This is a genomic window from Pseudoxanthomonas koreensis, from assembly GCF_041890415.1.
Lineage (GTDB): Bacteria > Pseudomonadota > Gammaproteobacteria > Xanthomonadales > Xanthomonadaceae > Pseudoxanthomonas > Pseudoxanthomonas koreensis_A.
This window is the reverse complement of sequence record NZ_CP169056.1, coordinates 1,954,992-1,978,493: the sequence shown is the minus strand read 5'-3', so window position 1 is coordinate 1,978,493 and position 23,502 is coordinate 1,954,992. Positions and strand designations below refer to the sequence as shown.

General features: G+C 70.2%; 25 protein-coding genes. 5 read left to right on the top strand and 20 right to left on the bottom strand.

Annotation, left to right across the window (positions count from 1 at the left end):
* Positions 1–6: 6 nt before the first annotated feature.
* The 7 genes from ACEJ41_RS09110 to ACEJ41_RS09080 form a co-directional block, all read right to left on the bottom strand.
* Positions 7–603, bottom strand: a complete 597-nt coding sequence (locus tag ACEJ41_RS09110) for a hypothetical protein (protein WP_374011965.1) — start codon at positions 601–603, stop codon at positions 7–9.
* Positions 600–1,454 carry a type II CAAX prenyl endopeptidase Rce1 family protein gene (locus ACEJ41_RS09105; RefSeq protein ID WP_374011964.1) on the bottom strand — a complete coding sequence of 285 codons (855 nt, stop codon included), beginning with the start codon at positions 1,452–1,454 and terminating at the stop codon, positions 600–602. The genes ACEJ41_RS09110 and ACEJ41_RS09105 overlap by 4 nt, the downstream gene beginning before the upstream one ends.
* A 10-nt stretch (positions 1,455–1,464) precedes the next feature.
* Positions 1,465–1,644 (bottom strand): DUF4177 domain-containing protein, encoded by a 180-nt coding sequence (locus tag ACEJ41_RS09100; RefSeq protein WP_374011963.1) that lies wholly within the window; start codon positions 1,642–1,644, stop codon positions 1,465–1,467.
* On the bottom strand, positions 1,641–1,820 hold the full coding sequence (locus ACEJ41_RS09095) for an Arc family DNA binding domain-containing protein (RefSeq protein WP_374011962.1): 180 nt from the start codon (positions 1,818–1,820) through the stop codon (positions 1,641–1,643). Before ACEJ41_RS09095 ends, ACEJ41_RS09100 begins: the two co-directional genes overlap by 4 nt.
* The gene (locus ACEJ41_RS09090) at positions 1,817–2,101 is read right to left on the bottom strand and encodes a hypothetical protein (RefSeq protein WP_374011961.1); all 285 of its coding nucleotides are present in this window, start codon (positions 2,099–2,101) and stop codon (positions 1,817–1,819) included. Before ACEJ41_RS09090 ends, ACEJ41_RS09095 begins: the two co-directional genes overlap by 4 nt.
* 9 nt (positions 2,102–2,110) lie before the next feature.
* Positions 2,111–2,992, bottom strand: a complete 882-nt coding sequence (locus ACEJ41_RS09085) for an SPFH domain-containing protein (protein WP_374011960.1) — start codon at positions 2,990–2,992, stop codon at positions 2,111–2,113.
* Between the two features lie 110 nt (positions 2,993–3,102).
* Positions 3,103–3,915 (bottom strand): arginyltransferase, encoded by an 813-nt coding sequence (locus ACEJ41_RS09080; protein WP_374011959.1) that lies wholly within the window; start codon positions 3,913–3,915, stop codon positions 3,103–3,105.
* A gap of 127 nt (positions 3,916–4,042) precedes the next feature.
* On the opposite strand from ACEJ41_RS09080, the gene ACEJ41_RS09075 reads away from it, so the two are divergent.
* Positions 4,043–4,648 carry a hypothetical protein gene (locus ACEJ41_RS09075; RefSeq protein ID WP_374011958.1) on the top strand — a complete coding sequence of 202 codons (606 nt, stop codon included), beginning with the start codon at positions 4,043–4,045 and terminating at the stop codon, positions 4,646–4,648.
* 15 nt (positions 4,649–4,663) lie between these two features.
* Here ACEJ41_RS09075 and ACEJ41_RS09070 read toward each other — a convergent pair whose 3' ends face one another.
* The 3 genes from ACEJ41_RS09070 to ACEJ41_RS09060 form a co-directional block, all read right to left on the bottom strand.
* On the bottom strand, positions 4,664–5,191 hold the full coding sequence (locus ACEJ41_RS09070; RefSeq protein ID WP_374011957.1) for a hypothetical protein: 528 nt from the start codon (positions 5,189–5,191) through the stop codon (positions 4,664–4,666).
* Between the two features lie 2 nt (positions 5,192–5,193).
* Complete coding sequence (gene tesB / locus ACEJ41_RS09065; RefSeq protein ID WP_374011956.1) at positions 5,194–6,102, bottom strand: acyl-CoA thioesterase II; 909 nt, start codon at positions 6,100–6,102, stop codon at positions 5,194–5,196.
* An 81-nt stretch (positions 6,103–6,183) separates the two neighbouring features.
* Positions 6,184–6,750: an N-acetylmuramoyl-L-alanine amidase gene (locus tag ACEJ41_RS09060; RefSeq protein WP_374011955.1), complete on the bottom strand. Its 567-nt coding sequence runs from the start codon at positions 6,748–6,750 to the stop codon at positions 6,184–6,186.
* 98 nt (positions 6,751–6,848) lie between these two features.
* On the opposite strand from ACEJ41_RS09060, the gene ACEJ41_RS09055 reads away from it, so the two are divergent.
* The 4 genes from ACEJ41_RS09055 to truD all read left to right on the top strand — a co-directional run bounded on the left by ACEJ41_RS09055 (position 6,849) and on the right by truD (position 11,288).
* Positions 6,849–7,400 (top strand): hypothetical protein, encoded by a 552-nt coding sequence (locus ACEJ41_RS09055; RefSeq protein WP_374011954.1) that lies wholly within the window; start codon positions 6,849–6,851, stop codon positions 7,398–7,400.
* Positions 7,397–9,601: a bifunctional 23S rRNA (guanine(2069)-N(7))-methyltransferase RlmK/23S rRNA (guanine(2445)-N(2))-methyltransferase RlmL gene (gene rlmKL / locus ACEJ41_RS09050; RefSeq protein WP_374011953.1), complete on the top strand. Its 2,205-nt coding sequence runs from the start codon at positions 7,397–7,399 to the stop codon at positions 9,599–9,601. Before ACEJ41_RS09055 ends, rlmKL begins: the two co-directional genes overlap by 4 nt.
* A gap of 149 nt (positions 9,602–9,750) precedes the next feature.
* On the top strand, positions 9,751–10,242 hold the full coding sequence (ispF, locus tag ACEJ41_RS09045; protein WP_374011952.1) for a 2-C-methyl-D-erythritol 2,4-cyclodiphosphate synthase: 492 nt from the start codon (positions 9,751–9,753) through the stop codon (positions 10,240–10,242).
* Positions 10,239–11,288 (top strand): tRNA pseudouridine(13) synthase TruD, encoded by a 1,050-nt coding sequence (gene truD / locus ACEJ41_RS09040; protein ID WP_374011951.1) that lies wholly within the window; start codon positions 10,239–10,241, stop codon positions 11,286–11,288. The genes ispF and truD overlap by 4 nt, the downstream gene beginning before the upstream one ends.
* A 121-nt stretch (positions 11,289–11,409) precedes the next feature.
* Here truD and bamA read toward each other — a convergent pair whose 3' ends face one another.
* The 10 genes from bamA to rpsB all read right to left on the bottom strand — a co-directional run bounded on the left by bamA (position 11,410) and on the right by rpsB (position 23,263).
* A complete protein-coding gene (gene bamA, locus ACEJ41_RS09035; protein ID WP_374011950.1) occupies positions 11,410–13,830 on the bottom strand; it encodes an outer membrane protein assembly factor BamA in 2,421 nt (806 codons plus the stop codon).
* 62 nt (positions 13,831–13,892) lie between these two features.
* The gene (gene rseP, locus ACEJ41_RS09030; RefSeq protein ID WP_374011949.1) at positions 13,893–15,251 is read right to left on the bottom strand and encodes an RIP metalloprotease RseP; all 1,359 of its coding nucleotides are present in this window, start codon (positions 15,249–15,251) and stop codon (positions 13,893–13,895) included.
* Positions 15,252–15,281: 30 nt separating this feature from the next.
* Positions 15,282–16,481 (bottom strand): 1-deoxy-D-xylulose-5-phosphate reductoisomerase, encoded by a 1,200-nt coding sequence (gene dxr, locus ACEJ41_RS09025; RefSeq protein ID WP_374011948.1) that lies wholly within the window; start codon positions 16,479–16,481, stop codon positions 15,282–15,284.
* 10 nt (positions 16,482–16,491) lie between these two features.
* Entirely contained in the window at positions 16,492–17,355 is an 864-nt protein-coding gene (locus tag ACEJ41_RS09020) for a phosphatidate cytidylyltransferase (RefSeq protein WP_374011947.1), read from the bottom strand.
* Complete coding sequence (uppS, locus tag ACEJ41_RS09015) at positions 17,352–18,134, bottom strand: polyprenyl diphosphate synthase (protein ID WP_374011946.1); 783 nt, start codon at positions 18,132–18,134, stop codon at positions 17,352–17,354. Before uppS ends, ACEJ41_RS09020 begins: the two co-directional genes overlap by 4 nt.
* Positions 18,135–18,213: 79 nt before the next feature.
* Positions 18,214–18,771: a ribosome recycling factor gene (frr, locus tag ACEJ41_RS09010; RefSeq protein ID WP_374011945.1), complete on the bottom strand. Its 558-nt coding sequence runs from the start codon at positions 18,769–18,771 to the stop codon at positions 18,214–18,216.
* Positions 18,772–18,929: 158 nt separating this feature from the next.
* The gene (gene pyrH / locus ACEJ41_RS09005) at positions 18,930–19,652 is read right to left on the bottom strand and encodes a UMP kinase (protein ID WP_374011944.1); all 723 of its coding nucleotides are present in this window, start codon (positions 19,650–19,652) and stop codon (positions 18,930–18,932) included.
* Positions 19,653–19,740: 88 nt separating this feature from the next.
* Positions 19,741–21,228 (bottom strand): GGDEF domain-containing protein, encoded by a 1,488-nt coding sequence (locus tag ACEJ41_RS09000; RefSeq protein WP_374014105.1) that lies wholly within the window; start codon positions 21,226–21,228, stop codon positions 19,741–19,743.
* 124 nt (positions 21,229–21,352) lie between these two features.
* Complete coding sequence (gene tsf / locus ACEJ41_RS08995; RefSeq protein ID WP_374011943.1) at positions 21,353–22,234, bottom strand: translation elongation factor Ts; 882 nt, start codon at positions 22,232–22,234, stop codon at positions 21,353–21,355.
* 198 nt (positions 22,235–22,432) lie between these two features.
* A complete protein-coding gene (gene rpsB, locus ACEJ41_RS08990; protein WP_374011942.1) occupies positions 22,433–23,263 on the bottom strand; it encodes a 30S ribosomal protein S2 in 831 nt (276 codons plus the stop codon).
* Positions 23,264–23,502 lie beyond the last annotated feature (239 nt).

Genomic DNA, 23,502 nt, shown 5'->3' with positions numbered 1-23,502 from the left:
TGCAGCTTAGGCGCGACGCGGTGGTGGTGCCAACTCGCGCAGGCGTTCCAGTGCGGCGGCCGGGTCGCGTGGTTCGATCAGCAGGTCGCGCCGGCCTGTGCTTGGCAGCCACAGCTTGCGCCGGCCATCGACGATGGCCACGAAGGTGAAGCGGCGGTTGTCCAGGCGGAACCATCCGGCGCGGAAGCCGGGCAGGGTCATGGTGTTGTTGGACAGCAGGCCGGGGCGCAATTGCGGCCGTTCGTCCAGGTCCACCACGCGCGCGCGCTGCAGGTCCAGGTCGGCCAGCGGGATCCGGTAGCGGTAGAACGCTGCGCGCACGTCGAGGATGCCGCCGTCCACGCGCAGCGACAGGCGTCCCAGGGCCCAGCGGCACACGCACCACAGCAGCGTGCCCGCCACCAGGGTGCCGCCCAGGACCATGGCAATGGTCAGCGCGCGGCTGTCACCGGCCAGGGCCAGATGGCTGCCGCGCAGGACGGCCATGACAATGCTGGCCGTGGCGATCGCCAGCGGCAGGGGCACGGCCAGCACGAACAGCCACCGGTGCGTGCCGGGTCCCGGCCGTGCCAGCCGCAGGCGCGGATCGTCGGTGGCGGTCATGGCGCGGACCCCGTGGCAAGCAGCGGGGAAAGCAGCGGCGCGACCACATGCAGCACCACGTCGGTGGCGAAGTGGGCCAGCATTGCCATCTCGATCCCACGCTTCCAGTACAGCCAGCCGAACACCAATCCGCCGATCCCGTTGAGCAGCAGGGTGCGCGCGACCACGGTCGCATCCAGGCCCCATATATGCGCTGCCGCCGGCAAGTGGGCAGCGCCAAAGAGCAACGCTGCGGTGATGATCGCGGCCCAGAAGGCGGCAGGCGGCGGAGCGCTTCCGCGCAGTCGTGCCACAAGCCAGAGCAGCAGGGTCATCAGGAACAGGCGCAGTTGCAGTTCCTCGACGATGCCGCCGTAGAACGAAGCCAGCAGGCCGTTCCACGCGGACACGGCGGCGGCTGTCTGGGCCGGAGGATTGACCGGCTCGGGCAGGAAGCCGTCGCCCAGCGCCGCCAGCGCCAGGATCACCGCGCCGGCCGCCAGGCCCAGCAGCACGGCCTGGCGCGGCCGCAACTGCGCCCAGTGCGGCTGCGCGCGCCGCACCAGCCAGGCATGCAGCACCGGGCTGCCCAGGCCGACGCGATGGCCCATGCGCAGGCCCAGCCAGGCCAGCAGGCCCATCAGCACCAGGGCCTGCGCCGACTGCACGGCGACCAGCGCCCCCAGCGGCAGCGGCAACTGCGCGAAGTACTGCGGCATCGTCTGCATCAGGTAGGGCACCAGCGCGGCAACCGATAGCGCGGCCAGTACGCCCCACATGACGGCGATTTTCAGGTCCTGTCGCGCGGTGGCCCCGGATGCGGCAGGCACCGGTGCGGATGCGGCAGGCAACGTGGCACGCGGACCGGTCATCGCGGCGTCCTCAGGCCGGGCGCTTGAACACGGCCAGCAGCGGCACGATCGGCCCGTTGGACACGACCTGCACCAGCTCCCAGCCCTGCTGGCCGGGGCGGACCAGCGCTTCCTGCACCACCTCCTGCTTGTGGCCACCCATCATGCCCGGCTTGATTTCCACTACCTGGTACTGCCAGCGCGTACTCATGCGTCCTCCTCCGTTCCCGTGTCCGGTTTGGGCAGCCGGCCCGCCTTGCGCAGTGCGTCGCGCAGCACGTATTCGATCTGGGCGTTGGCGCTGCGCAGTTCGTCGTCGGCCCAGCGCTGCACCGCGGCCAGGACCTCGGCGTTGATCCGCAGCGGATAGGCTTTTTTTTCCGTCATCCCTGACGCCCCCGGTCCCTGCGCCGCAGGTGCATCACCAGCGAGACGCCAAGGACATTGACCGCCAGCACCAGTGCCAGCACCACCGCGCCGGTGCGGAGCTGGTGGCCTGCGGCCCAGTACAGGCCGCAGGCGCCCAGCAGCAACGCCAGCGCGATCAGCGCCCAGCGCAGGGCGATGCCGCGCACGTGCGCGTCGGCTGCGTCGCGCGCATACCAGGCCGCGACACCAAGGGCCGGCAATCCCGACAACGCGACCAGCAGTGGCACCAGCGCTTCCATCTGCAGGCCTCAGTACAGCGAGCCCGCGTTGACCACCGGCTGGGTGCCGCGGTCGGCGCACAGCACCACCAGCAGGTTGCTGACCATCTGCGCGCGGCGCTCCTCGTCCAGGTGCACCACCTCGTTCTTCTGCAGTTCGGCCAGGGCCATCTCGACCATGCCCACCGCACCGGCCACGATCCGCGTGCGCGCGGCGATCACCGCATTGGCCTGCTGCCGCTGGAGCATGGCGTGGGCGATTTCCGGCGCATAGGCCAGGTGGCTGATGCGCGCCTCGATGACCTGTACGCCGGCCCGGTCCAGGCGCTCGGCAATCTGCCGCTGCAGGTGTTCGGAGATCTCCTGCGGATGGCTGCGCAGGGCGATCTGGCCTTCCTCGTGCTGGTCATAGGGATAGCTGGAGGCCATCGCCCGCAGCGCCGACTCGGACTGGATGTGGACGAAGCTCTCGTAGTCATCGACGTTGAACACCGCCTCGGAGGCATCCACCACCTCCCACACGATCACCGACGCGATCTCGATCGGGCTGCCGTCGAGCTCGTTGACCTTGAGCCTGCCGCTTTCGAAGTTGCGCACGCGCAGGCTGACCTTGCGCTTGGAATAGAAGGGGTTGTTCCAGCGCAGGCCGGCTTCCTTGACCGTGCCCACGTACTTGCCGAACAGGCTCAGCACCGCGGCCTGGTTGGGCTGGATGGTGTACAGGCCGGCCAGCAGGGCCATGACCACGCAGCCGACCAGCAGGCCGGCGCCCATCAGCCAGCCGCCACTGTCGTTGCCGCGGTTGAGGTCCTGGACGCCGGATACGAACAGCCAGACGGCGCAAACCGCCAGCAACACCGCTATCGCCAGGACCGACAGGCCGGAAACGGAACCCAGTTGACGCTCTTTCATGGCATCGCTCTCCAGTTGACGTTTAAAAGATATCAATTTGATATCAGGTGTCAACAGGAATCTGCCAGCGGCGAGTCCTGGCCCCCCTGCGCTTGCCCCCCACGCTCCGCTCAGGGGCCGGTTGCGTCCGCACGCGGTGGCACCGCGCCGGGCCGGCCCTGCATCGGCCGCCAGCCGCGGCCATCGAAGGCTTCCAGCGGATGGAAGCGGCGCTTGTAATCCATCTTGTCGTGGCCGGCGATCCAGTAGCCCAGGTACAGGTGCGACAGGCCGTCGCGCCGTGCCCATTGGATCTGCTGCAGGATCGCCAGCGTGCCCAGCCCGCGCGTGGCCTGGTCCGGGTCGAAGAAGGTATAGACCGCGGACAGCGCGCCGGGCACGCGGTCGGTGACCGCCACGGCCAGCAGGCGGCCGGGTGCGTCGCCGGCCGGCGCCTCGCGCAACTCCACGAAGCGCGTGTCCGGCCAGCTGCCGAGCAGGAACTGGTCGAACTCGGCCGGGCCGTGGCCATCCATGCCGCCGCCATGGTGGCGCGCTTCCAGGTAGCGCTGGTACAGGTCGAAGTGCTCGGGCGTGCGTTGCGCGGTGGCGATGCGCGTCTCCACCCCGGCGTTGCGCGCCATGCAGCGGCGCTGGCTGCGGTCGGGCACGAATGCGGCAACCGGGATGCGCACCGCCACGCAGGCGCGGCAGTTGCTGCAGTGCGGGCGGTAGATCAGGTCACCCGAGCGGCGAAAGCCCCAGTCCAGCGTCTGCGGATAGACCGTGCCCAGGCGCGGGTCGCGCGGGTCCAGCACCAGGTCGCGCGCGGCGCGGTCCGGCCAGTAGCCACAGGCATGGCCGCCGGTATGGAACAGGCGCAGGTCGTCGGTCGGGAAGGAGTCGTTGCCCATGGTGGTGCCGTGGACGGATAGGCCAAGCATAGCGCGGCTGTTCGCAGGCGCCGCGACCGGCTGCCGGCTGAACGGCAACGGCCGCCGGTCAACGCATGCGCGCGGGCGGCGTTTTCCCTCATGTGGTCATCGAGTCCACGACCTTCCGGAGAACACCGTGAACAAGATCCCTTCCCTGCTTGCCGTCGCACTGCTGGCCTGCACCGCCGGTGCCGCCCTGGCCCAGGCCGAGCCGGCCAAGGCCGATGCGCCGAAGCTGCGCAACGCACTGGACGTCAACGGCGACGGCGTGATCGACCGCAGCGAGGCCGCTGCGCACCCGGGCCTGGCCGAACGCTTCGATGCACTGGACGCAAACAAGGACGGCCGCCTGGAGCGTGACGAGATGCGTCGTCATTGGCGCGGCCACCGCAACCACGGCCGCCGCGGGCCGGGCGGCCATCCGTTCATGCAACTGGACGCGGACAAGGATGGCCGCATCAGCAAGGCCGAGGCCGCCACCGATGCGAAGTTTGCCGCGCGCTTCGAGCGCATGGACGTCAACGCCGATGGCTTCATCGACCGCGCCGACCACCAGGCCGCCGCCAGCCAGCGCCGGGATGCGTGGTTCGCATCGGCCGACAGCAATGGTGATGGCAGCCTGAGCAAGGCCGAGTACGACGCCGCGCATGCCAGGCACGCGGAGGCACGCAGTCGCCACCGTGGCAGCAAGGACCATGGTCGCCGCGGCCCCGCACGGCTCAAGGATGCGCCGGCGCAGTAAAGCGGAAGGCGCCTGTCAGCGCCGGTCGTCGCTTGCCGGTGGCGGCGGGGAGATGCGTACGCGCACATCCTCGTCGCCATCGGCGTTTGCGGGCGTGGTCGCGGGTGCTTGCGGCCGCTGCACGGCTGGCGCCTCGGCGGGTGCCGGGGTGTCGCCCGTCCCCATCCAGATGAACACCGCCACCGCGGCGATGACGGCAAGCAACCCCAGCCGGATGCGCCACGCCCAGCGCCGGCCGTTGCCGGCAAAACGCGACTGGGGAAGGTCGGTGGCCGTGTCCGGCAGGTCGGCGTACGAGCGGGTGGTGGCCATCAGCCCGGCCTGGCGCAGGATTTCGCGCGCACGCGGCTGGTCTTCGGGCAGGCGGATCCACACGGCCGGCTGGTGCTTTGCCTGCACCGGCTCGGAATAGCTGAACTGGCCGCTGCGGCCGCTGTGGTAGGAGCGCGGCTGGCTGATGTGCACGGCGATGCCTGCATCCTCCAGCAGCCGGGCCACGCCTTCCACGGTTTCAAGGCGCTGGCTGGAAAAGATCTGGCGCATGGTCAGGCTCCGCTGGCGGCGTCGGCGCCGTCGCTGTCCGGGGCCACCCGGATCAGGCCTTCCTGCGCGGTGCTGGCAACCAGCCGGCCCTGGCGATCGAACACCTGGCCGCGCGCCAGCCCGCGCGAGCCCTGGCTGCTGGGGCTGTCGAGCGCGTACAGCAGCCATTCGTCGGCGCGGAACGGGCGGTGGAACCAGAGCGCGTGGTCCAGCGAGGCCATCTGCACGCGGGGCGAGTAGTAACCGATCCCGTGCGGCAGGTTGGCCGTGCCCAGCAGATGGAAATCCGAGGCGTAGGCCAGCAGCGCCTGGTGCAGTGCGAAGGGGATATCGCCCACCGGCTCGCGCAGGCGGAACCAGACCTGCTGGAACGGCGGCTGCCGCACCGGATCGAGTTCGTCGCGCGGTTGCACGTGGCGGAACTCGAACGGGCCGCCGCGCTGCAGCCAGCGTTGCACCTTGGTCGGCAGGCTGGCCATCACCTCCGGCTGCGCCGGTGCGGGCGCGATGATGTCCTCCGGCATCGGCACCTGCGGCATCGGCGGCTGGTGCTCGTTGCCCGGCTCCTGTTCCTGGAACGAGGCCGCGCAGAAGAAGATCACCTTGCCGTGCTGGACCGCCGTGACCCGCCGCACCGAGAAGCTGCCGCCGTCCCGGGTGCGATCGACGTGGTAGACGATGGGGTGGTCGATGTCGCCGGCGCGCAGGAAGTACGCATGCAGCGAGTGCGCGCGGCGGCCGTTGTCCAGGGTCGCCTGGGCGGCGGCCAGCGCCTGGCCCAGCACCTGCCCGCCGAACACGTAGCGGGTGCCGATGTCGCGGCTCTGGCCGCGGAACAGGTCCTGCTCAAGCCGCTCCAGGGCGAGCAGGTCGATCAGTTCGGAGACGACGGGACCGAGGGCGGGGGACACGGGCTGACCATCGGGCAGGAGTGGACAGCCGATTATACCGGTGGCGCCGGAGTGGCCCCGCGTCCGCGGCCGCCAGCGTGCTCAGCCCAGGCGTTGCAGGGCGACGTCGGCCAGTACCCTGGGCCAGGGAAAGCGCGGGCCCGGGTCGAGCTTGCGCCGGACCTGCACCGTCGGGTCGTCGCTGGCCGCCACGCTGTCGCGGTCCAGGTCCTCGTGCCCGGCGATGTGGCGCAGTGCCGGAAAGCGCGCCGACAGGTCGTGCAGCAGCGCCACCAGGGCATCGATCTGCCGATGCGGATACGCCTCGTCCATCGCCTGCTGGCGCGAGTCCAGCCAGTGCGGATAACGGCCGGTGTTGACCAGCTCGATGCCGATCGCGCGTGCATTGTGGCCGCGCACGTGGTGGGCGATGCGCTCGTCGGGCACGTAGCGCAACACCGTGCCGTCGCGGTCGATGTAGTAGTGGCCGCTGTTGCCGGTGCCACTTGGATAGAGCACCCGCTCCCCCCAGGCACGCGCGCTGGCCAGGTCGGGCAGCTCGGTGCAGTGGATCACGGCCAGGTCCACCTGCGCCGGTGACCGCGCCTCCAGCTGCGCCACGTAAGGCAACGGCGCGTCGATGATCTGCAGGCGGGTCAGTGGTGGCATGCGCCCGATGCTAGCATCGCCGCCGGGCGTTGGATCGGCGACGCAGGACTGCGGAAGGTGCGTGCGCGCCGGTCGCGATAAGGACGGATGGAGGCGGCGTGACGCAGGGGCATTGCATTCTTTCGCACGGGTTCGAGAGCGGCCCGGATGCGACCAAGGTGACCGCGCTGGCGCGGGTGGCCGAGGACCTGGGCTGGACCACCGAACGCCCGGACTACACCGACCTGGATGCGCGCCTTGAAGTGGGCCGCCTGGGCGACGTGCCCGGCCGCCTGCAGCGGCTGCTGGGCATTGCCGGCGCTGCTGTCGCGCGCGGCACGCCGGTGGTCCTGGCCGGCTCCAGCCTGGGCTCCTATGTCTCTGCCCTGGCCTCGCTGCAGGTGCCTACCCGTGCGCTGTTCCTGATGGTGCCGCCGACGCGCATGGGGCCGTTGCCCGAACTGGATGCAGCCGCGGTGCCGATCTCCATCGTCCATGCCTGGCGCGACGAACTGATCCCGGCGGCCGATGTGGTGGAATGGGCGCGACAGCGGGGCGCGCGCCTGTTGCTGGTGGACGACAGCCATCGCCTGGCCCGGCATGTGGAAACCACCGCGCGCGCCTTCGCCCAGTTGCTGACATCCCTTTCGCGCGAGCCGCACCGCCAATGAAGTTCTTCGTCTCCTGCGCCAAGGGCCTGGAATACCTGCTCGCCGACGAGCTGCTGGCGCTGGGCGCAGCGCGCGCCACCGCCACCGTGGCCGGGGTCAATGCCGAGGGCACCCTGGCCGATGCGCAGCGCGCGGTGCTGTGGTCGCGCCTGGCCAGCCGGGTGCTGTGGCCGCTGGCCAGCTTCGATTGCCCGGACGAGCAGGCGCTGTATGCCGGCGCCGCCACGGTGCCCTGGCACGAACACCTGCGCCAGGGCCACACCCTGGCGGTGGACGCGCACGTGTCCGGCGAGGCGCTCACCCATGCGCGCTTTGCCGCGCAACGGGTCAAGGACGCAGTGGTCGATGGCTTCCGGGCGCAGGGCCTGGAGCGTCCGTCGGTGGACGTGGACGCACCGCACCTGCGCCTGAACCTGTCGCTGCGCAAGGGCCGGGCCACGCTGTCGGTGGACCTGGGTGGTGGCCCGCTGCACCGCCGTGGCTGGCGCGCGGCCCGGCACGAGGCGCCACTGAAGGAGAACCTGGCCGCCGCGGTGCTGCTGCGCGGTGGCTGGCCGGCCATGCGTGCGGACGCAGGCGCGCTGCTCGACCCGATGTGCGGCACCGGGACGCTGTTGATCGAGGGCGCGCTGATGGCCGCCGACGTCGCGCCCGGGCTGGGCAGGATCGGCGCGACCGCTCCGGCTTGCGACGAACCGGGCGACGCCCCGGCACCGGTCGACGTCGCGCCGCCACCCACCCGCTGGACCGGTTTCGATGTGGCCGCATGGGACGCGATGCTGGACGAGGCGCGGGTGCGCGCCCGCGCCGGCCTGGCCGCGCTGCGGCCGGTCTTCCACGGCAGCGACCTGGATCCGCAGGCGATCGCCGCTGCCCGTGCCAATGCGCAGGCGGCCGGCGTGGCCGGCGCCATCACCTTCCAGGCGTGCGATGTCGATGCGCTGCCGGTGGCCGCGGCCGCGCGCGGCCTGGTGGTGTGCAATCCACCTTACGACCGGCGCCTGGCCGCCGATGGCGGCCTCTACCGCCGGCTTGGCCAGGCCCTGCAGCGCACGGTGCCGGGCTGGCGCGCCAGCCTGCTGTGCGGCGATGCCGAGCTGGCCCACGCCACCGGCCTGCGCGCTGCGAGGAAGTACCAGCTTTTCAACGGTGCGCTGGAGTGCGTGCTGATCGTGTGCGACCCGGTGCAGGCACCGGCGCGCGAAGACCCTGCGCCGCGCGAGTTGTCCGAGGGCGCGCGCATGGTCGCCAACCGGGTCCAGCGCAACCTGCGCCGGCTGCGCAACTGGCGCGCCACCGAACAGGTGACGTGCTACCGCGCCTATGACGCCGACATCCCCGAATATGCGGCGGCGATCGACGTCTATGCCGAGGACGGTGGCGCGCAGCGCACCTTCCTGCACGTGCAGGAGTACGCGCCGCCGAAGGAGATCCCCGAGGCGGACGTGCGCAGGCGCCGCAACGAGGTGCTGGCGGCGGCACGCGAGGCCTTCGCGGTGCCATCCGTGCAGGTCGCCATGAAGACCCGTGAACGTGGCAAGGGCGGCAGCAAGTACGCGCGCGCGGGGCAGGGCAGCCTGCGCCCGCCTGGCGAGCGCTTCGTGGTGAGCGAGCACGGGACGCGGCTGTGGGTGAACCTGTTCGATTACCTGGACACCGGTCTGTTCCTGGACCATCGGCCGTTGCGCCGGCGCATGGCGGTCGAGGCCAAGGGCCGGCGCTTCCTCAACCTGTTCTGCTACACCGGCGTGGCCAGCGTGCAGGCGGCAATGGCGGGCGCGGCATCCACCACCAGCGTGGACCTGTCTGCCAACTACCTGCAGTGGTGCGCGGACAACCTGGCGCTCAACGGCCTGGGCGGCGCGGCGCACCGGATGGTGCAGGCCGATGCGATGGCCTGGCTGGAAGCCGAGCGCGGCCGCTACGACGTGATCTTCTGCGACCCGCCGACGTTCTCCAATTCGGCACGCGCGGCCGATTTCGACGTCCAGCGCGAGCAGGTGCGGCTGCTGCGCGCGGCCGTCGCGCGGCTGGCCCAGGGCGGTGCGCTGTACTTCTCCAACAACTTCCGGCGGTTCCGCCTGGACGAGGATGCGGTTTCGCAGTTCGCCCATTGCGAGGAGATCAGTGCCTCCACCATCCCGCCGGATTTCGAGCGCAACGCGCGCATCCATCGGGCGTGGCGGCTGACCCGGGACTGACCGGCAGGCGGCGTTGACCACCGGCGCAGCATCCCGGCACCGCGTCCGGCGCCGGATGTGCGCCGCGCCGGGGCGGTCCGGTGCCGTCGCCTGCGGCACAATAGCGGTGCGGCCAACGAGGCCGTCAACGGTTCCACCCGGAGGCATCCATGGCTGACATCCCCCCCTTCCGCATCGGCCAGGGATTCGACGTCCACGTGTTCGGCCCGGGCGACCACATCATGCTGGGCGGCGTGCGGGTGCCGCACGGCTGCGGGGTGGTGGCGCACAGCGACGGCGACGTGGTCCTGCACGCCTTGAGCGACGCGATCCTGGGGGCGCTGGCATTGGGCGACATCGGCGTGCATTTCCCGCCCAGCGATGCGCGCTGGAAGGGCGCCGACAGTGCCGAACTGTTGCGCCACTGCATCGGCCTGGCGGCCGCGCGGGGCTGGCGGCTCGGCAATGCGGATGCGACGGTGGTGTGCGAGCAGCCCAGGGTCGGCCCGCATGTGCTGGCCATGCGCGAGCGCATCGCGCAGGCGTGCGGGGTGGATGTCGATGCGATCAGCGTCAAGGCCACCACCAGCGAGAAACTTGGCTTCACCGGTCGCGGCGAAGGCATCGCCGCGCAGGCCGTGGCGCTGATGGTGCGCGCGTGAGCCCGCCTGCGCAGGCGTTCGGTGCACCGGTGCTGACGGCGCGGATCCGCACCGGCGTGGAGGATTTCCAGGTCGAGGAACTGGACGGCTTCGAGCCCAGCGGCGATGGCGAGCACGTGCTGCTCACCGTGGAGAAGCGCGGCATGAACACGGCCTTCGTCGCACGCGCGATCGCGCGCTGGGCGGCGGTGCCGGAACACGCCGTGGGCTATGCCGGGATGAAGGACCGGCACGCGGTGACCCGGCAGCGGTTCAGCGTGCAGTTGCCGGGCCGCGAAGCGCCGGAGATCGCGACACTGGAACAGGAAGGCCTGCGCGTACTGGCCCAGTCCCGGCACCGCCGCAAGCTGCCGCGCGGGGCCCTGGCCGGCAACCGCTTCGTGCTGACCCTGCGCCAGGTCGAGGGCGCGCACGATGCGGTGGAGGCGCGGCTGGCGGCGATGGCCGCGCAAGGCGTGCCCAATGCCTTCGGCGAACAGCGCTTCGGCCATGGCGGAGGCAACGTGCACAAGGCGCTGGCGATGTTCGCCCAGGCCGGGCGCGGCAGGCGGATCGGCCGCGAGCAGCGCTCGCTGCTGCTGTCGGCGGCGCGCTCGGCGCTGTTCAACCGGGTGCTGGCCGCGCGCGTGGCCGCCGGCAACTGGGCGCACGGCATGGAGGGCGAAGTCTGGGCGCTGTCGGGCAGCCGCAGCGTGTTCGGGCCCGAGCCGTGGAGCGAGGCGTTGCAGGCGCGGCTGCAGGCCGGCGACATCCATCCCAGCGGCCCGTTGTGGGGGCGCGGCGGCCTGCGCAGCGAGGGCGCCTGCGCCGAGCTGGAACTGGCGGCACTGGCCGAGCCCGAGTCGCTTGCGCTGCGTGACGGGCTGGAGCGGGCCGGGCTGGAACAGGAGCGCCGCGCGCTGCGGGTCCGGCCAGGCGGGTTCACCTGGCAATGGGAAGCGGCCGATGTGCTGGTGCTGTCCTTCAGCCTGCCCCCGGGCAGTTATGCCACGGCAGTGCTGCAGCAACTGGGCGGGATCGTCGACGCCGCTGCCGGGGCAGCGTAGCGCCCACGACGCGCCGGCCGGCGTGGGCGCGCGTGGCGGTGCACGGGCGATACGGTGCGGCTAAACGAAGAAGGCGCCCGGTTGGGCGCCTTCTTCGTGCATGCAGGTGCAGCAGCGGTGGTCAGAAGCTGCCGCCGAACGAGAACTGCAGGCGCTCGATCTCGTCGCCTTCCTTCTTCTTGAACGGATAGGCGTAGCTGATCGAGATCGGGCCCATCGGTGCACGCCACAGCAGGGCCACGCCGGCCGACGCGCGCAACTCGCCCGCGTCGAAGTTGTCGGTGCTGTCGTAGACGTTGCCGAAATCGATGAAGGTCGACACCCGTGCGGCCCTGGTGTCGAACAGCTTCGGGAACAGCATCTCGATCTGGCCGACGGTCTTGAGCGAACCACCCAGCGGCTGACCACGGTAGCCGCCCAGCACTTCCGAGCGCGGGCCCAGGGTGTTGTCGCGGAAGCCGCGCACCGAGCGGGTACCACCGGCGTAGAAGTTCTCGAAGAACGGCAGGCCCGAGGCGGTGAGCGTGCGCGCGTAGTCCGGGGAATCGGTCAGGCACGGGTCGCTGGCGCCGGGGGTGGGGTTTTCCACGGTCGGGCGGGTCCAGCAGATGTTGCGGACGATGTCGTTGCCATAGCTGTCGCCGTAACCCAGGTCCAGGCCGGTGCGCAGCACGAACGCCGGGCTCAGCCGCCAGTACTTGGAAACTTCATAGTTGAGCTTGAAGTACTCGACCGTCGAGCCGGGCAGGGTGGTTTCCAGGCCCACGCGCTGGTACGTGCCGCGGGTGGGCATGAAGAAGTCGTTGCGGGTGTCGCGCGCCCAGCCCACCTCGGTGCGCCAGGCGTGGAAGGTGCGCCGGCCGATGGCGTGCACATAGTTGACGATCACCTCCGGGGTGTAGCCGGAGTAGGTCTGGATCTGGTTGGAGTCGATGCCGAACAGCATCGAGACGGTGCTGTTCTCGGTGATCGGCAGGCCCAGCACCGCCTGCGCGGCGGCATTGGTGCTGTTGTACTGGGCGGTGTTGAAGTCCGAGTAGTCCAGCTCGCGCCACCACAGGTTGTAGCCCAGCGACATGCCTTCATCGGTGAAGAACGGGTTGATGTAGGAGAACGCGTAGCGCTGCAGGTAATCGCTGCGCTGGGCCTCCACCGCCACCCGGTTGCCGCCGCCCAGGAAGTTGGCCTGCGACAGCTGCACGGTGGTGGTCATGCCGCCAAGCTGCGAGTAGCCGACGCCGAACATGAAGCTGCCGGAGTTGGTTTCCTTGACGTTGTAGACCACGTCCACCTGGTCGCCGGTGCCGGGCACGGCGGGCGTTTCCACCTCCACCGTCTCGAAGTAGCCCAGGCGTTGCAGGCGTACCTTGGAGCGGTCGATGGCCGCCTGCGAGTACCAGCTGTTCTCGAACTGGCGCATCTCCCGGCGCAGCACCTCGTCGGAGGTGCGGGTGTTGCCCTTGAACAGGATCCGGCGCACGTTCACGCGCGGGCCGGGCATCACCTGCAGGTTGATCGCCACGGTGCGGTCTTCGCGGTTGGGTGTGGGCAGCGGGCTTACCCGGGCGAAGGCGTAGCCGATGTTGCTCAGGGTGTTGGTGATGCCGTCGGAGGTCAGTTCCAGCAGCGCACGCGAGAACGTGTCGCCGACCTTGGGGATGACCATGCGCTCGACCTGCTCCTGCGGCAGGATGGTGTCGCCGGTGACCTTGATGTCCGAGATCTTGTAGATCTCGCCCTCGGTGACGCTGGCGGTGACGTACATCTCCCGCTTCTCGGGGCTGATCGAGACTTGGGTGGAGTCGATGTTGAAGTCGATGTAGCCGCGGTCCAGGTACCAGGAGTTGAGCTTCTCCATGTCGCCGGAGAGCTTTTCCTTGGAGTACTGGTCGTCGCGCCGGTACCACGACAGCCAGGAACTCTCGCGCGATTCCCAGGCTTCCTGGATGTCCTCGCTCTCGAAGCTGTCGGTGCCGATCAGGTTGACGTGGCGGATCTTGGCCGCCTTGCCTTCCTTGACGGTGATGGTCACGTCGACCCGGTTGCGGTTCAGCGGGCTGACCGTGGGGGTGATGGTGACGTTGTACTTGCCGCGGTTGTTGTACTGGCGGTGCAGTTCCTGGGTGACGCGGTCCAGCGCAAGGCGGTCGAAGGTTTCGCCTTCGGACAGGCCGATGTCCTCCAGGCCCTTGAGCAGGTCCTCGCTCTTGATGTCCTTGTTGCCTTCCAGGGTGAGCTTGTTGATCGCAGGGCGCTCGACCACGGTGACCACCAGGATGTCGCCCTGGCGGTCCAGGCGCACGTCTTCGAAGAAGCCGGTGTGGTACAGGGCGCGGATGGTGTCGCCGGCGCCGGCCTGGTCCAGGGTCTCGCCCCGCTCGACCGGCAGGTAGGTATACACGGTGCCGGCGGCGATGCGTTGCAGGCCGTCGATGCGGATGTCGCGCACGGTGAATGGCTCTGCCGCCTGCGCCAGCGCCGGCAGGCTCAGGGACGAAGCGAGGGCGAGGGCCAGCAGGCGGCGAACGGGAAATCGCGTCATGTCACATCCGGTGGAGGTACGTCGGGGCAGGTGTCGCGGCTGGGAGCCGGAAGCAGTGTCTGTCATCGCGGCATCAAGCCCAGTATGTCGTTGTAGAAGGCCAGTCCCATCAGCCCGGCCAGCAATGCCAGGCCGACGTACTGCCCGGCAGCCATGGCGCGCTCGCTCAGCGGGCTGCCCTTGACCAACTCTATAAGGTAATACAGCAGGTGACCGCCGTCCAAGATCGGGATCGGCAACAGGTTGATGATCGCCAGGCTCAGCGACAGCAGGGCCAGGAAGTAGAGGAACCAGTCGGCCCCGCGCGAGGCCGAGGCGTTGGCCGCACGCGCAATCGTCACCGGGCCCGACAGGTTCCTCACCGACGCATCGCCGGTCAGCATCCGCCGCATCATCCCCAGCGAATCGCTGGTCAGGCGCCCGGTCTCGCGCAGCGCGGCCGGGACTGCGTCCAGCGGGCCAAAGCGCTGCACCGCGTCGTATTCGGGCAACTGCGGGGCGGCCATGGCGATGCCCAGCTCCCAGCTGCCGGTGCGCCGCGGGTCGGTACTGGGCCGCGGCTGCAGTTCGAGCGCCAGGCGCTCGCCGTCGCGCTCGACCTCGACCATGCCCGGGCCACCTTGCGCGCCCAGCGCCTGCACCAGCGGGGACACCCGGTCGGCCGCATCCACCCGTTGGCCGTCGATGGCCAGGATCAGGTCGCCTGGCTGCAGCACGCCGGCCGCGGGGCCATCCTCGCGCACGCTGTCGATCCGCGCCGGGGTCAGCAGGAAGCCCCAGACGAAGCCGGCCTGTTCGGGGATGCGGCGCTCGTCCAGGCCGTCGGGCAGCCGTGACAGGCGCAGGGTGCGCTCCGTCTCGCGGCCGGCCGGGTCCTGGCTGCGCACCTGGATGTCGCGCCGGTCCAGGGCCGGCGCGGCCAAGGCCATGGCCACTTCGGTCCAGGTCGCCACCGGGCGCCCGGCGATTTCGGTCAGGCGCTCGCCGGGCTGGAAGCCGGCGTCGGCCGCAATCCCGGTGCTGCGTCCGACCACCGGTGCATAGTCCTGGCGGCCGACCAGGAACATCGTCCACAGCAGGGCCACGCACAGCAGCAGGTTGGCGGCCGGGCCGGCGGCCACGATCGCGATCCGGCGCCATACGCCTTGCCGGTTGAAGGCATGCGCCTGGCGCGACACCGGCACGTCGGCCACGCGCTCGTCGAGCATTTTCACGTAACCGCCCAGCGGGATGGCGGCGATCGCGAACTCGGTGCCGGCGCGGTTGCGGCGCGACCACAGCGGCCGTCCGAAGCCGACCGAAAAGCGCAGCACGTCCACCCCGCAACGGCGCGCGACCCAGTAGTGACCGAACTCGTGGAAGGTGACCAGCAGTCCGAGGCTGACCGCCAGCCACCAGATGGAACCCAGAAAATCACCCATGGGGACAGGCATCCATTCGCGTGTGGGAGTTCATGCGCCGTGGCTCCCGGAAGCCATGGCATCGATCCGCTGGCGGGTATCCCGGCGTGCGGCGGCATCCGCTGCCAGCAGGGTCTCCAGCGAGTCGGCCGGCGCTGCGGGCAGCGCGGCCAGGCTCTGTTCGACCAGGGCCGGGATGGCTAGGAAACCCACCCGGCCCTGAAGAAAGGCTGAAACCGCCTCTTCGTTGGCGGCGTTGAGCACCGCCGGGGCGGTGCCGCCCGCGGCCAGGGCCTCGCTGGCCAGGCGCAGGCAGGGGAACGCCTCCAGGTCCGGCGCCTCGAAATCGAGCCGGCCCTGGGCCAGCAGGTCCAGCCCGGCCACGCCCGAATCGATCCGGTCCGGCCAGCCCAGGCCCACTGCCAGCGCCGTGCGCATGTCGGGCAGGCCAAGCTGGGCCAGGGTCGAGCCGTCCACGTATTCCACCAGCGCATGCACCAGGCTCTGCGGATGCACCAGCACGCTGATGCGCGCCGGCGGCAGGCCGAACAGGTGGCAGGCCTCGATCACCTCCAGGCCCTTGTTCATCAGCGTGGCCGAGTCGACTGAAATCTTCGGCCCCATCGACCACTTCGGGTGCGCCACCGCCTGCGCCGGGCTGACCTGGGCCAGGCGTGCACGGTCCCAGCCGCGGAACGGGCCGCCCGATGCGGTCAGCACCAGCCGGCGCACGCCGTCGGCGCGGCACGAGCGCAGGCACTGGAACACCGCACTGTGCTCGCTGTCGATCGGCACGATTTCGGCGCCGGCCCGGCGCGCGGCGGCCATCACCAGTTCGCCGGCCAGCACCAGTGATTCCTTGTTGGCCAGCAGCAGGCGCTTGCCGGCATGCGCGGCGGCCAGGGTCGATCCCAGCCCGGCCGCGCCGACGATGGCCGCCACCACGGTGTCGCAGCCGGGGCCGGCGGCCAGTGCTTCCATCGCCTCGGCCCCGGCATGTGCGCGGGTGGCCAGGCCGGCCTCGCGCAGGCCATCGCGCAGGGCGGGGTAGGCGGCCGGGTCGGCGACCACCGCGTGGTCGGGCTGGTGCGCGATGCACAGCCGGACCAGATCGCCCGCGTTGCTGCCCGCGCCCAGCACGCTGGCGCGCAGGCGCCCGCGATGGCGCGCGATCACGTCCAGTGCCGACGTGCCGATGGAGCCGGTGGCGCCGAGTACGGCGACCTGGCGCATGTCCGAGGGGGGCTGCATGGCGTGGCGGTCAGAAGCCCATGATGTCCTTGCCGATGGCAAAGACGGGCAGGGCCGCGAGGACGCCATCGATCCGGTCCAGCACGCCGCCATGGCCCGGGATCAGGTCGCCGGAGTCCTTCACCCCGGCCTGGCGCTTGAGCAGGCTTTCGACCAGGTCGCCCACGATCGAGGCCAGCACGGCCACCACCGCCACCAGTGCCAGCGCCGGCAATTGGCCCATCCCGGCGCCGGCCAGCAGGCCGAACCCCAGCGCGGCGGCCAGGCCGGCGACCACGCCGCCGAGCGCGCCTTCGACGGTCTTGTTCGGGCTGATGGAGGGGGCCAGCTTGCGCCGGCCCAGGTGTCGCCCGGAGAAATAGGCGCCCGTGTCGGCGGCCCAGACCAGCGCCAGTGCGGCAAGCAGCCAGCGGTGCGCGTGCGGGTCGCCGCCGCCGCCCAGGGCGGCGAAGTTGTCCGAGTGGATCAGGCACAGCGCGCACCAGGCCGCGACCAGTGCCAGGGTGCCGGCGCCCAGCTTGAGCGCCCGCGTCCACCACCCCGGGCTGGCCCCGAAGCCCGGCCGCCACAGCCACAGCAGCGACAGCACCCAGCCCAGCAGGCCGGCCAGGGTGACGATCTGGAACAGGACCGGCGAGAACCCCGCCTCGCTGCGCGAGCCCCACACCAGCAGGACCATCAGCAGCAGGGTCAGCAGCAGCAGCACGGTGCGCGGCAGGGTGTCATCCACCCCCGCCAGGCGCAGCCATTCCCACAGGCCGGCGAGCATGATCGCCGCAGCCAGTGCGGCCATCCACGGGGTCGGCAGGACGAGGATGGCCGCGATTGCGGCCGGCGCCATGATCAGCGCGGCAATCACGCGGGTACGGGTCATGCGGAAGCCTCCACGGCAATCTGCGCGCTGGTCAGGCCGAAACGGCGCTCGCGTCCGGCGTAGTCGTCCAGGGCCTGCTGCAACAGGCCGGCGTCCACGTCCGGCCACAGCGTTTCGGTGAACCAGAGTTCGGTATACGCCAGTTGCCAGAGCAGGAAGTTGCTCACCCGGTGGTCGCCGCCGGTGCGGATGAACAGGTCCGGCGGCGGCAGGTCGGCCAGGGCCACGTGTGCGCCCACCGCCTTCTCGTCGATGTGTTCCGGGTCCAGGCGTCCGGCGGCGACTTCGCGCGCCAGGGCGCGGGCGGCGGCGGCGATGTCCTGCTGGCCGCCATAACTGGCGGCCACGTTCAGGTGCAGGCGCCCGTTGCCGGCGGTCTGCGCCTCGGCCAGCGCCATGCGCTTGACGATGGCATCGGAGAAACGCACGCGCTCGCCGATGAAACGGATCCGTACCCCGCGCCGGTGCAACTCGTCGACCTCGCGTTCCAGCGCGCCCAGGAACAGCTTCATCAGTGCGCCCACTTCCTCCTCGGGCCGGCCCCAGTTCTCGCTGGAGAAGGCGAACAGGGTCAGCGCCTCGACGCCATGCTGCAGGCAGAAGTCCACGGTCAGGTTGACCGCGCGCGCGCCGGCACGGTGCCCGACCACGCGCGGCCGGCGCCGGCGCTGCGCCCAGCGGCCGTTGCCGTCCATGATGATGGCCAGGTGCCGAGGCACCTGTTGGTGGCTGGTGACTGGTGCGTGCTGATCCGAAAGAACCGGGTCTTGCGAATCCATTGTCTCAGTCACCGGAATGGCCTCGTCGGACGTTGGCATGCGACCGGGCACGGGTCACGGATCAACCGATCGCGGCCGTTCAGACCGCCATCAGTTCCTGCTCCTTGGCCTTGACCACCTCGTCCACGTCCTTGATGGCCTTGTCGGTGATCTTCTGGATCTCGTCCTCGGAGCGGCGCACCTCGTCCTCGCTCACCTGCTTTTCCTTGAGCAGGTCCTTGACCTGCTGGTTGGCATCGCGGCGCACGTTGCGGATGGCGACCTTGGTGTCCTCGCCCTCGCTGTGCACGACCTTGGTCAGCTCGCGGCGCCGCTCTTCGGTAAGTGCGGGCAGGTTGAGGCGGATGGTGGTGCCGGCGGTGTTCGGGGTCAGGCCCAGGTCCGAGGCCAGGATCGCCTTCTCCACCGGGCCGACCATGGTCCGGTCCCAGGGGGTGATCACCAGCGAGCGCGCATCGGAGACCGAAATGGCGGCCACCTGCGACAGCGGCACTTCGCTGCCGTAGGCACTGACCCGGATGCTGTCGACCAGGCCGGTGGAGGCGCGGCCGGTGCGGACCTTGACCAGGTTGTGGCGCAGAGCTTCGATGCTCTTGGCCATGCGGGCCTGCGCGTCTTGTTTGATTTCGTTGAGCATCGCCGTGGCTTCCGTCGAGTCGGTGTCTGAATCGACCGATTATACGGATATTGCCCGACAGGGCCCGGCGCTGCACGGCCGTGGCCTGGCGGTCGCGATCGTGTCCGCGGTGGTGGCGCACGCCGCTGCGGGCGGCGGGCCGATGAAGCCGGTGGAACTCAGGCGCGGCCGCGCACCAGGGTGCCGATGTTGGCCCCGTGGAGGATGCGCATCAGGTTGCCGGGCACGGACACGTCGTAGACCCGCAGCGGGATGCCGTGGTCCCTGCACAACGCAAAGGCGGCCGTATCCATCACCTGCAGGCCGCGGGCGATGACTTCGTCGTGGTCCAGCTCCTCGAAGCGCACCGCCTCGGGGAACTTCTTCGGGTCGCGGTCATAGACCCCGTCGACCTTGGTGGCCTTGAGCAGCAGGTCGGCATTGATCTCGATCGCGCGCAGCGCGGCGGCCGAGTCGGTGGTGAAGAACGGGTTGCCGGTGCCGGCGGCGAAGATCGCGATCCGGCCCTTTTCCAGGTGGCGCACGGCGCGGCGGCGGATGTAGTCCTCGCACACGTCGTTGATCTTGATCGCGCTCATCACCCGGACCTTGCCGCCGAGCTTTTCCAGCGCGTCCTGCATGGCCAGGGCGTTGATCACGGTGGCCAGCATGCCCATCTGGTCGCCGGTCACGCGATCCATGCCGCCGGCGGCCAGGCCGGCGCCGCGGAAGATGTTGCCGCCGCCGATCACCAGGGCGATCTCGGCGCCCGCTTCGCGGGCCTCCATCACTTCGCCCGCCACCCGGCCGATGACCACCGGGTCGATGCCGTAGTCCTCGGCTCCCATCAACGCTTCGCCCGAGAGTTTCAGCAGGACGCGGCGGTGGGCGAGCTCGGACATGGGGGGCCTCGACGTGTGGAAAGCCCGCGGATTCTAGCGGAAACGCCGCGCGACCGGGTTGCCCGTGCGCGTGAACCCCGGCAATGGTTCACTCGCCGTGCTGGCTCACCTGGTTGCGGCCCTTGCGCTTGGCGCCATACAGGGCGTCGTCGGCGGCCTGCAGCAGGCTGCGCGCGTCCGCGAACCGGTTGGTCTGGTCGTGGGTGGCCACGCCGGCCGAGAAGGTCACGTGCAGCGGCTGGCCCTCCACCATCGCCATGGGCATGTTCGACACTTCGTCCAGGATGCGCTGCAGCACGCGCATGGCGGCCGTTTCGCCGGAATGGCTCAGCACCACCAGGAACTCCTCGCCGCCGTAACGGGCGATCAGGTCGGTGCTGCGCAGCATGCGCTGCAGGGTCTGGGCGAACTGGCGCAGGACCTGGTCGCCGACCAGGTGCCCGTACTGGTCGTTGATGCGCTTGAAATCGTCCAGGTCCACGAAGGCAATCGACAGCGGATGCTGCAGCGCCAGCGCGGTGGCGAACTCGCGCTCGAGCACTTCCTCCATCTGCAGGCGGTTGTACACCCCGGTGAGCGGGTCGCGGCGCGACTGCTCGGTGAGCCGGCGCATGCGTTCCTCGGACACCTGGGCGTCGTGGCGCGCCTGGGTGGCCTCCTGGATCTCGCGCAGGTTGCGCAGGATCAGCAGCTCCTTGGCGTGGTCGGAGATGGCCTGCAGGTGCTCGGGGCGGCTGATCCGCACCTCGAACAGGGTGCTGATCTCCGGCAGCGCGGCGGCGATCTGGACCAGCAGGTCATCCAGTGCATCCTCGCCCCCGCGGGTGCAGGAGCGCACCAGCCCGGCAGCGTGGCTGCGCAGCTGGCCTTCGGGATCGGACGGCGCCAGCCACAGGTCGGCGACCACGCCCGAGACATGGACGCAATTATGGAAGGGGTCCTCGCTGGCCCCCGATTCGCTGGCCGCGATCGCCTCGACCAGGTAGCCCGGCAGGCGCCATTGCCGCGCCAGCCACGCGCCGACCTCGGCGTGGTCGGCACCCAGCGTCTCGCGCTCCAGTGCCAGCAGGGTGTCGTTGTCCTCGGCGTGCACGCACAGCGGGGTGTACTCGTCGGGCACCGCCTGCAGCAGGGCCAGGCGGCCGACGTCCTGCAGAAGGCCCGCCAGCATCAGGTCCTCGGCGTGCTGCACGCCGGCCGGGCGGCCGAGCAGGCGCGCGGCCAGCGCGGCCAGCACGCTGCGCCGCCATACCCGTTCCTGTTCGTGGGCGGTGCCGTTGTCGCCGCGCAGGCCATGCACCAGCGAAAACCCCAGGGCCAGGCTCAAGGTGGCGTTGAGGCCGAGCATGGTCATCGCCTGGGCGAGGTTGTCGACGCGCCGGCGGCCTGCGTACAGCGGTGAGTTGGCGACCCGCAGCAGGCGCGCGCTCAGCGCCGCATCCATGCTGATGATGCCCGCCGTGGCGCCCAGGTCGGCGTTCGGATCCTGCGCCAACTCGATGATCTGCAGCGCAACGCCGGGCGGCGAGGGCAGGTTGCGGCAGTGCAGGAGGCTGGCTTCGAGTTCCGGTCTCATCATGCTGCGGTTCGGCTCCGATACCATGGGGAGTATGCAGGCAAACGCGTTGCGCGGGTAAGCGCGCAAAGAAAAGCCGCGACCTTGGCCGCGGCTTGTTCCAGACCACCGCTGGGTGGTGCGATCAGGCCAGGCCGGCCTGCTTCATCACCTCGGACGCGAAGTCGTCTTCCTTCTTCTCGATGCCTTCGCCCACGGCCAGGCGGTCGAAGCGAACCACCTCGGCACCCGCGGCCTTGAGCGCGGCCTCGACGGTCTGGTTGGTGTCCAGCACGTACGGCTGGCCGTACAGGGTCACCTCGTTGACGATCTTGGCGATCTTGCCGGCGATGATCTTCTCCAGGATCTCGGCAGGCTTGGCCTTGTCCTTGTCGGACATCTTGGCCAGCTCGATCTCCTTTTCCTTGGCGATGAAATCGGCCGGCACGTCGGCAGCCTTGACGTGCGGCGGGTTCATCGCCGCCACGTGCATGGCGATGCCGCGGGCCAGGTCGGCGTCGCCGCCCTTCAGCTCGACCAGCACGCCGATGCGGCCGCCATGGACATACGCGGCCACGTTGTCGCCGCTGTCGATCCGGGCCAGGCGACGCACCTGCACGTTCTCGCCGACCTTGGCGATGACCGCCGCGCGTGCTTCCTCGATGGTCCCGCCCGCGGGCAGCTTGGCCGACTTCAGCGCTTCGACGTCAGGGGCGCCGGAGGTCAGCGCGGCCTGCGACACGGTGTCGACGAACGCCAGGAAGTTGGCATCCTTGGCCACGAAGTCGGTTTCGGAGTTGATCTCCACCAGCACGGCCCTGGCGCCATCCTGGGCCACGGCGATGCGTCCGTCGGCGGCCACGCGGCCGGCCTTCTTGTCGGCCTTGGCCAGGCCGGACTTGCGCAGCCACTCGGCGGCGGCGTCGATGTCGCCGTTGTTCTCGGTCAGTGCCTTCTTGCACTCCATCATGCCGGCGCCGGTGCGCTCGCGCAGTTCCTTGACCTGGGATGCGGTGATTTCAGCCATTGGGATACCTCATCTGTGTATTTTCGGGTGCGTCGGCCGCGCATGGGCGCGGACGGCGGTGTCGGGGCCAGCGGCCGCTGCGCGGACCGGCATGCGGGTGTCGCATGGGCGTCCGGCTCCTGGAAGCGCGGCGGGCCTGGCGGCGGCGGGCAAGCGGCGGCCACGGCAGCAAGCACGTGGCCGCGTTGCGCGGCGCTTTTACTCCGCGGTTGCGGCTGCTGCTGCCTCGCCGTCCTCGGCCTTGCCCTTGCGCGGGGCGCCCTTCTTGGCCGGCGCGCGGCGCGGGCTCTTGGCCTCGCCATCGGCCTCGGCGAAGTCGCTCTCGGTCACGTTGGCCGCGTGCGGGGCGGCAGCCTTGCCTTCCAGCACGGCGTCGGCCGCGGCGCGGGCATACAGCTGCACGGCGCGGATGGCGTCGTCGTTGCCCGGGATGGCGTAGTCCACCAGCGCCGGGTCGTAGTTGGTGTCGACCACCGCGATCACCGGGATGCCCAGCTTGCGGGCTTCCTTGATCGCGATGTCCTCATGGCCGATGTCGATGACGAACAGGGCGTCGGGCAGGCGGCTCATGTCCTTGATGCCGCCCAGCGAGGCCAGCAGCTTCTCGCGCTCGCGGCGCAGGCCCAGCACTTCGTGCTTGACCAGCTTGTCGAAGGTGCCGTCGGTCTCGGCCGCTTCCAGCTCCTTCAGGCGCCCCACCGACTGCTTGACGGTGCGGAAGTTGGTCAGGGTGCCGCCCAGCCAGCGCTGGGTCATGTACGGCATGCCGCAGCGCTCGGCCTCTTCCTTCATGGCCTCGCGCGCGCTGCGCTTGGTGCCCAGGAACAGGATCGTGCCGCGCTTCTGGGCGATGGCCGAGATGAAGTTCATCGCGTCCGAGAACAGCGGGACGGTCTTCTCGAGGTTGATGATGTGGATCTTGCCGCGGGCGCCGAAGATGTACGGGGCCATCTTCGGGTTCCAGTAGCGGGTCTGGTGGCCGAAGTGGACGCCGGCTTCAAGCATCTGGCGCATGGTGATCTGGGGCATTGGTCGTAACTCCTGATGGGGAATCGCATCGCACGCGCGGCGTTGTCGGGTAGTCCGCGCGCTGGATGGGCAGGCCCTTGCGGGGCACTGGCACCAGACGATTCCGGGGTTGGGCCTCCCTGCCGCTTCCGTGTCCGAACCCGTGGCACCGGAGACTGGCTCCAGGCGGCACGGGCACCCCGGCACGGGTATTGGCGGCAGGTGTGTATTCGCCGGACCGGGACGGGACCCGGTACCCT